The following is a 6,598-nucleotide window of genomic DNA, read 5'->3' on the forward strand; positions in this document are numbered from 1 at the left end:
TTCTCCTAAACTCGGACCAATGACTGGCAATGTGGTTCGGGATGCATACGCCGGTCGGGCGAAGGAGTACACGGCGCTGCTCGGATCGATGGCTCACACGCACGAAGCCGATCAGCGGCTTGTCGCCCAGTGGGCGCGCGACCTGCAGGGCGCGGTCATCGACGCGGGGTGCGGTCCTGGACATTGGACCGATTTCCTCAAGCAGCGTGGTGTCGATGTGGAGGGTGTCGATCAAGTTCAGGCGTTCATCGGGCGAGCGAGAATAAGATTCCCGACGGTCCCGTTTCGAGTCGCATCACTGTGCGATCTCGAGGTCCGAGACGGATACACAGCTGCAATTCTTGCGTGGTATTCCGTTATCCACCTTGCCCCGAGTGACTTGCCAGCGGTTTTGCGCGAGTTCGCCCGCTGTATTGTTCCTGGAGGCAGCCTCCTCCTCGGTTTCTTCGCGGGCGACACCGTCGAGCCGTTTCCACACGCCGTTACGACCGCCTACTTCTGGCCGATCGGAGAGATGAGCACGCAGCTCGAGGCCGCAGGGTTTCACGTTCACGCGGTGAACACCCGAACCGATCCGGGCAAGCGGTCCCACGCCGCGATCATCGCCCATCGATTAGATGGTTCAGTGCCCTCAGAAGCTCCGTGCTAGCCACAAGCTCCGGCGCCGATTCGTCCAAGGAACTTCAAAGATCTAAATCTGAACAGCCTGTGTCAGAGGCCAAACCCTGACCGGGTACTGTAAACCGACTAAGTCCTTCGCTGGCCCTCAAGAATCGGAATTTACGCCAGTTCTTTCCGGAACCAGTGGTTCGCGTATGGGTCCGTGTTGTGCGGCGCTCCTTCGATGTAGCCAAGGGACGCGTACAGGCTTCGCGCTTCGACGAGGTCCGTGCGTGTGTCCAACTGCAATGCATCGAGTCCTAATTCGCGGGATTCGCGTTCCAGTTCCTTCATGAGAAGGCGTCCGACGCCTAAACCCCGTGCCGCCGGTTCCACGAAGACTCTGGTCACCTCGCCGATGTCGCCGGGGCGCAGCCGCATTCCTGCACAGCCGATCACGGTGGCTCCTTGGCGGGCCAGCAGAAGGATGCCCAGCGGTGCGACCAGGTCGTCACTGGGGTATCCGGCCTGGGCGTCCAGGGTCTCCTGTCGAGAGGCGGGGCGCCCGTGGTAGCGACTCACAATGTCCTCGTAGTACCGATGTGACACCACCTTGGCTTCAGCAGACGTCGGTGATGTCGCAAAGACAAGGATCGGCATCGTTGAAGTCATACGGTCCACAGTAGTTCTCGAGCCACCGTCCAAGCGTGAGCACGCTCCTACACGGCGGCGTCCGGCTGCTGTTAGCGGGTGCCAGGCCCGGCGAGCCTGCGGCCCAGAGACGCTTGGAATCGGATCAAGTATCCATCCGGGTCTTGCACCAGGAACTGGGCTACGCCGGCCTCGGTCGTGCCAGTCCGGTACCACTTCGTCTCCGGCTCCATGAAGAGGGCCGAGCTCGCGCCCTCAAGAGCACTTAACAGTGGTTGTATCGACGCCACAGTGATCTGTAAGTTGATCCCGCGGCCGAGAGGCGGCTCCAGCGGGGCAGGTATCCAGTTCCGTCCTGATCCTCTTTGTTCGAGCATGATGTGCGCCGTGCCGCTGGTGATGTAGGCAAACCCCGCGTCGGGGCGGTCGTAGAGCATCACGAATTCGCAAAGGCGGCACCAGAAATCCAGGCTCGCCTCGAGAGAGGTGATCAGTAGCTCTGGGACTAGGGCCGGCCCTGGGGTGCTGTCCGCGTCTGGCACGACTTCGGTTTGAAGCGAGATTTCTACCTCGTGTACGTGGGCCGATGCCGCTGGGACAAGGATCGGCACCGTAGGCATCATGCGGTGCACCTTACGCCGGGCGGATGTCTCGCGGTTTGGCCCTCGAAACCGACCATGATCAGCATCAGGGCATCCGATGCATGTCGTTCTAGTCGTACCTGCAGGAAGGATGCGTTCTCATTGTCGAGGGACAGGACCGGCATGCTACCCGCCGATCGCGAGCGGTCTCTGGAAAGCGAAGCTCACGGTTTCCGAGGTGCCTTAGTGTCAAACCATGGATCTCTCTGTACCGCGCACGCTCACAGGTGCGCTCGTGACCCTTGAACCGCTCTCGCTGGATCATGTGGGTGATTTGTGTGTGGCGGCGGACGAGGATGAACTCTGGCGTGCTTGGTACACCGCGGTACCGCACCCCGAGTCGATGGCTGGAGAGGTTGCCCGCCGGCTCAGTCTTCACGCACAGGGGCTTGTCCTGCCCTGGACCACCCGGCTTACATCAACGGGACGGATAGTCGGCATGACGACCTTCATGAATCCGAACGCCGCTGCCCCGCGAGTGGAAATTGGATCGACGTGGCTGGCCAGAAGCGCTCAGGGCACAGGGGTGAATCGAGAGGCCAAGCTTTTGCAGCTGGGCTACGCCTTCGACGACTTGCACTGCATTGCGGTGGAATTTCGCACTCACTGGCACAACCGCCAATCGAGAAAAGCGATTGCGGCATTGGGCGCGAAGCAGGACGGGGTACTTCGCAGCGACTCCGTCGGACCAGACGGTGCCCTTCGGGACACCGTCGTATTTTCAATTATTCAGAGTGAGTGGCCCGCCGTTCGGGTCGGTCTCCGACACTCCCTGGCAATGGGCGGATTCTCCGCAGAATAGTTGCGCGATGGCAGAGACCGCCTCACCAGCTTGGATTCGTCTCCATCCCCGAACCTCACTCAATTCCGCTCGACGTTAGCGAAAGCGCTCCTCGTCGAACTGCTGAGTGCCGCCTTACATGGTCCATGCTGCGGCAAACGGCATCAGGCCTCAATTGTGGCGACGCGAACGCCCTCGGCGGTCGGAAGAAGCACCCTGATGCCTGGGTAGTAATCGAAAAGGACCTGCCTGTCACGCCCGCACGGGCCGACAACGCCGCGTCCGTGATTGCCAACAGCGACGATTGTCTTGATTTCTCGGCCGCCCTGTGCACGCGCCGCGCCCAGTGCATCCAGCTCGGCGCACGGACCGCCGGTGAAGTGGAACAGATGCACCCCAGCGAACATACGGCCGTCGGCGTCTCGAACTGCCGCGCCCATGGTGTGTGCACCATCTTCATCTGCTCCGGCATCCGTGTTCGCGTCGATGACCTCTCTTGCGAGCTCAACGAGCTCAAGGTCTTCGGCCGTCGGCACTGCGAGTTCAGCGTTTGGGAGCATGAGGGTGATCCTACGGATCGAACCGGATCCAATTCCCGGCTACCCTGTCCGCAAGCCGGATCCTTTGGGACTCAAATTCAGCCGTCAGGCCATTCGGTCTCGCGAGTGCAGCTGGGGTCTCGTTGTGGAACGCCCTACGGCACAGGGTCGCGAGCCTCGGCACGTAAAATCACCCCATGACTGACCACGGAGAATTCCAGATTGCTGAGTACGGTTTTCCGGGCCCACTTCGGGATCGGCTGGTCGCCTCAATCCTGGCCGGCACAAAGACATCGACAAGCTCGACCCGCGTGGAGTACTCGATAGAGGACGAACCGTTGCCGGTCATCGGGAACAAGCAGACGGTCGTTGATTCACACAATTTCGCCGTGGCGACCATTCAGACAGTTGGGGTCGAGATTGTCCGACTCGCTGACGTCGGCCTCGAGCATGCGCACAACGAGGGCGAAGGATTCGTCTCCGTAGCAGCCTGGCGCCGCGGTCACGAAGCCTTCTGGCACAGCACGGAGATGCGGGCCTTCCTCAACAGCCCAACCTTCACAGTCGATGACGACACGCTCGTCGTGCTGGAGCGGTTCCAATTGATTGAGGAGCTCGGCCAAGCAAACCGATAGCCCTCAAACCGGCAGCCCGACGCCGTGCGGGCGATTACTCGTGAACGTTGACTTCTGGTGTGCTGAGTTTGCTCACGGGTCGGATCAGCGCCACGCGCGGCCAGGCTTCGAGCCCTCGCGCAGCTTCTGAATCCATTCGAGCGCTCATCGTCGGGCCCCAGTCACGTGGCAAAAAAGCACGGAAGCCGAGGCGCTCGTAGTATGGCGCGTTCCACGGAACGTCTCGGAATGTGGTCAGTGTCACAGCGGGGAGTTCGCGTTCCCGTGCCCAAGAGTCAGCCAGGACAATCAGTTGCGCTCCGATGCCCTGACACGCGTGCTCCGGGTGGACCGTGACCTGCTCAATATGGGCAGCTCCGTCCACCTGCTCGAGGAGCACGTAGGCGACGATCACACCGTCGACCAGCCATACAAACGCTCCATGGTCCGTGACGAAGTGCTGGAAATCCTGCCTGTTGATCGGTTGATCATCGGCGACTATCGCCATGTTGATGTTGCGGAACATTTCGCCAGCGGCTCGCTCGATCTCGGTGATCCGGAAGTGGTCCTCGAGACTGGAAAGACGTCGCACCTTTCGATCCTCCCACTCCAGCTCAGGACCTACCCGCAGGTCGAACCTCCATCGAGACGGTCCGGGTCTGATTCTTCAGAGCGATGCGTGCCAGGTTTGTCGAGTGGCGAGCCGGGCGGTCAGGAAGAGCGCAATGCCAATGACTCCGAGGATCGCGGCGAACGTGATTCCCCAGTCCCACACGCTCGACTGGGTATGCACAAGGAGAAGTTCGCGGTCGCTCGTGAAATAGGAGCATCGGACCCCGACGGGAAAGAACGAAAATGCACCGTTCGCGGTCCAGCCTGCCGAGGGCAGAGCCAGATTGCCTAGCTCGGGATTCTGATAGCAGGATTCACCGATACCCGCATGTGAGATGAACGCGAACTGCAGCGCAGCCAGGGCCATGAGGGCCATGGACGGAATGCCGAGGATCCACGACCGCGCAGTCACGGCGAGGAGCACGGGGAAAGTCGGTCTTTGCCTTTGCATTCGCACCCCCCCCTCCTTAACGAAGTACGTGCTTCCCGACACCGGGTAAGCGGTTGAAGACTGGAAGGAAGAAATCGCCGGCCTACAGAGTCAAGGCCCTTAGCCGAACCCTACGCGGGGCGCCTCCCGCCCACTACCTTCCTGGGCCAGCGCCTCCCTGACCTTTTGTTGATTTGTTTGCTTCAAGAATCGCGCTCCCGCGCCGTCCCCAGCGAATGACGAGCGCCAGAGCCACGATGATCCCACCCACAAGGAAAACCTGAACGACTACCCAAAAGTTCCACCAAGACAAAGAACCGAATTCCATCTCGACCATCCCTCGGCTCGCGGGCATTCGATTGCCCTTTCTAGCGCGAGCCTACGACCCGGTGGCGGCCCCGGGCAACGCGCTGCCGATTGCAAGCCAGGGGAAGCGTCTCGCGCAAAAGGCCAGGGCGCTACCCGCCCAAGGACACCTTGTGGCTTGATTTCGCAAACCGATAGGTTTGCCTCAACCAGGGGAGAAAAGTGGCCGACAAGTGGACGTTTGTGCGGTTACTTGCAGTGTCGGCCACGGTATTCACCCTGATGGGCTGTTCACCGGCCGAGGGCTTCTCCGACCTGCGTAGTACGCCCAGCGCTGAGGATGCCGTCCCAAGTAGCCTTCCAGACTACGCATTAGACGATTTCGACACCGACAGCCTGCGGTTTGTCAGTGCCGTTGACGAAACGCAGCTGTACTTGGCACGAGGGCGCGACTTCCCGGTCTGCCTGCTCGCCTATCGGACGGCCACCGACTGGCAAGGAGCGTGCGGCCCGAGTATGACGACCATTGCGTCGCCAGGATTTGAAGTCATGGTTGTGCAGGATGGCATGCCCAATCGAGAGGGCTGGAGCAAAGCAGGCGAGAACCTCCGCATCAAGGACCAGTAGGTCCAGCGCCACCGAAACAGAACAGTCACCGGGACGTGGGTACGTGGGGACGGTTCAGCTGGTGGGCTGTCCTGCTCGCCAGTTGCGTGCATGGGCCAGTATCTGCTGGATGATCGCACTCTTGGCGTCGGCGTAGTGGTTCATATCGCTCCATGTGTTCGCCGCGAGCATCCGCTTCGTGGATTCGTAGAGTGCACGGTCAGCCGCGCTGACCCGGAGCCAGTCGCGGAGGTCGAGGTAGTCGATCTGCTCAGTGGTCTCTGGCGGAAGAACGTGTACGTGGAAGTCCAACTCCGACGTGCGGAGCATCCGGTGCCCGTATTCTCGGACACGGAGCCGCAACCCGATGGATTCCATTGGCACAAGGTAAGACTCCTCGTCGTCGATGTCGGCCACGACAAGCAGCATGTCGATCACCGGTTTCGCAGCCAGTCCAGGGACTGCGGTCGAACCAATGTGTTCGACCGACAGCGCAGCTGGGCCCAAGGAGTCCTGGATCTTTTGAGCCATGGAAGTTGCCTTCGAGGGCCATGTGTCGTCGTAATCGAAGATGACGATCGCCCGTTGCTCAGGACCACCGCTCAGGATGGTGTCGAGTTCCGTGTCTCTTGCCTGGTCCATCCAGAGAGTCTGGCACGACAGGCTCGGCCGTCCAGGCCTGACGGAAGTCCCTCAGCAGCGGAACCGTGACCGCGTCATGAGTATTTGCGGGTTTGGGGGCCAGTGAATATTGCCTTCGGGGGCCACCGGTATTGCCTTTGGGAGCCACACGGTCGCGCGGTCGGGGGCCACTGGCT

General features: G+C 61.0%; 10 protein-coding genes. 4 read left to right on the top strand and 6 right to left on the bottom strand.

Annotated features, from left to right (window positions below; genetic code table 11):
- The first annotated feature begins 19 nt into the window (after positions 1-19).
- On the top strand, positions 20-649 hold the full coding sequence (locus tag E3O62_RS01710) for a class I SAM-dependent methyltransferase (protein WP_134393622.1): 630 nt from the start codon (positions 20-22) through the stop codon (positions 647-649).
- A gap of 131 nt (positions 650-780) precedes the next feature.
- On the opposite strand, the gene E3O62_RS01715 is transcribed toward E3O62_RS01710, so the two are convergent.
- Together E3O62_RS01715 and E3O62_RS01720 are read right to left on the bottom strand one after the other, a co-directional pair.
- Complete coding sequence (locus tag E3O62_RS01715) at positions 781-1,260, bottom strand: GNAT family N-acetyltransferase (RefSeq protein WP_166786391.1); 480 nt, start codon at positions 1,258-1,260, stop codon at positions 781-783.
- A gap of 83 nt (positions 1,261-1,343) precedes the next feature.
- On the bottom strand, positions 1,344-1,874 hold the full coding sequence (locus E3O62_RS01720; RefSeq protein ID WP_198413745.1) for a VOC family protein: 531 nt from the start codon (positions 1,872-1,874) through the stop codon (positions 1,344-1,346).
- Positions 1,875-2,088: 214 nt separating this feature from the next.
- On the opposite strand from E3O62_RS01720, the gene E3O62_RS01725 reads away from it, so the two are divergent.
- Positions 2,089-2,694, top strand: a complete 606-nt coding sequence (locus E3O62_RS01725) for a GNAT family N-acetyltransferase (protein ID WP_134397335.1) — start codon at positions 2,089-2,091, stop codon at positions 2,692-2,694.
- A 143-nt stretch (positions 2,695-2,837) separates the two neighbouring features.
- Here E3O62_RS01725 and E3O62_RS01730 read toward each other — a convergent pair whose 3' ends face one another.
- The gene (locus E3O62_RS01730; protein ID WP_134397336.1) at positions 2,838-3,233 is read right to left on the bottom strand and encodes a cytidine deaminase; all 396 of its coding nucleotides are present in this window, start codon (positions 3,231-3,233) and stop codon (positions 2,838-2,840) included.
- Between the two features lie 176 nt (positions 3,234-3,409).
- Here E3O62_RS01730 and E3O62_RS01735 point away from each other — a divergent pair, with 176 nt between their 5' ends.
- The gene (locus E3O62_RS01735) at positions 3,410-3,847 is read left to right on the top strand and encodes an ASCH domain-containing protein (RefSeq protein ID WP_134397337.1); all 438 of its coding nucleotides are present in this window, start codon (positions 3,410-3,412) and stop codon (positions 3,845-3,847) included.
- A 34-nt stretch (positions 3,848-3,881) separates the two neighbouring features.
- Here E3O62_RS01735 and E3O62_RS01740 read toward each other — a convergent pair whose 3' ends face one another.
- Together E3O62_RS01740 and E3O62_RS01745 are read right to left on the bottom strand one after the other, a co-directional pair.
- Positions 3,882-4,418 carry a GNAT family N-acetyltransferase gene (locus tag E3O62_RS01740; protein ID WP_198413746.1) on the bottom strand — a complete coding sequence of 179 codons (537 nt, stop codon included), beginning with the start codon at positions 4,416-4,418 and terminating at the stop codon, positions 3,882-3,884.
- 75 nt (positions 4,419-4,493) lie between these two features.
- Positions 4,494-4,889, bottom strand: a complete 396-nt coding sequence (locus tag E3O62_RS01745) for a hypothetical protein (protein ID WP_134397338.1) — start codon at positions 4,887-4,889, stop codon at positions 4,494-4,496.
- Between the two features lie 507 nt (positions 4,890-5,396).
- On the opposite strand from E3O62_RS01745, the gene E3O62_RS01750 reads away from it, so the two are divergent.
- Positions 5,397-5,801: a hypothetical protein gene (locus E3O62_RS01750; RefSeq protein WP_134397339.1), complete on the top strand. Its 405-nt coding sequence runs from the start codon at positions 5,397-5,399 to the stop codon at positions 5,799-5,801.
- A gap of 54 nt (positions 5,802-5,855) precedes the next feature.
- Here the strand turns inward: E3O62_RS01750 and E3O62_RS01755 are convergent, their stop codons facing one another.
- Entirely contained in the window at positions 5,856-6,422 is a 567-nt protein-coding gene (locus tag E3O62_RS01755) for a GrpB family protein (protein ID WP_134397340.1), read from the bottom strand.
- Positions 6,423-6,598 lie beyond the last annotated feature (176 nt).

Source organism: Cryobacterium sp. TMT2-15-1, from assembly GCF_004402345.1.
In the GTDB taxonomy this organism is placed as follows: domain Bacteria; phylum Actinomycetota; class Actinomycetes; order Actinomycetales; family Microbacteriaceae; genus Cryobacterium; species Cryobacterium sandaracinum.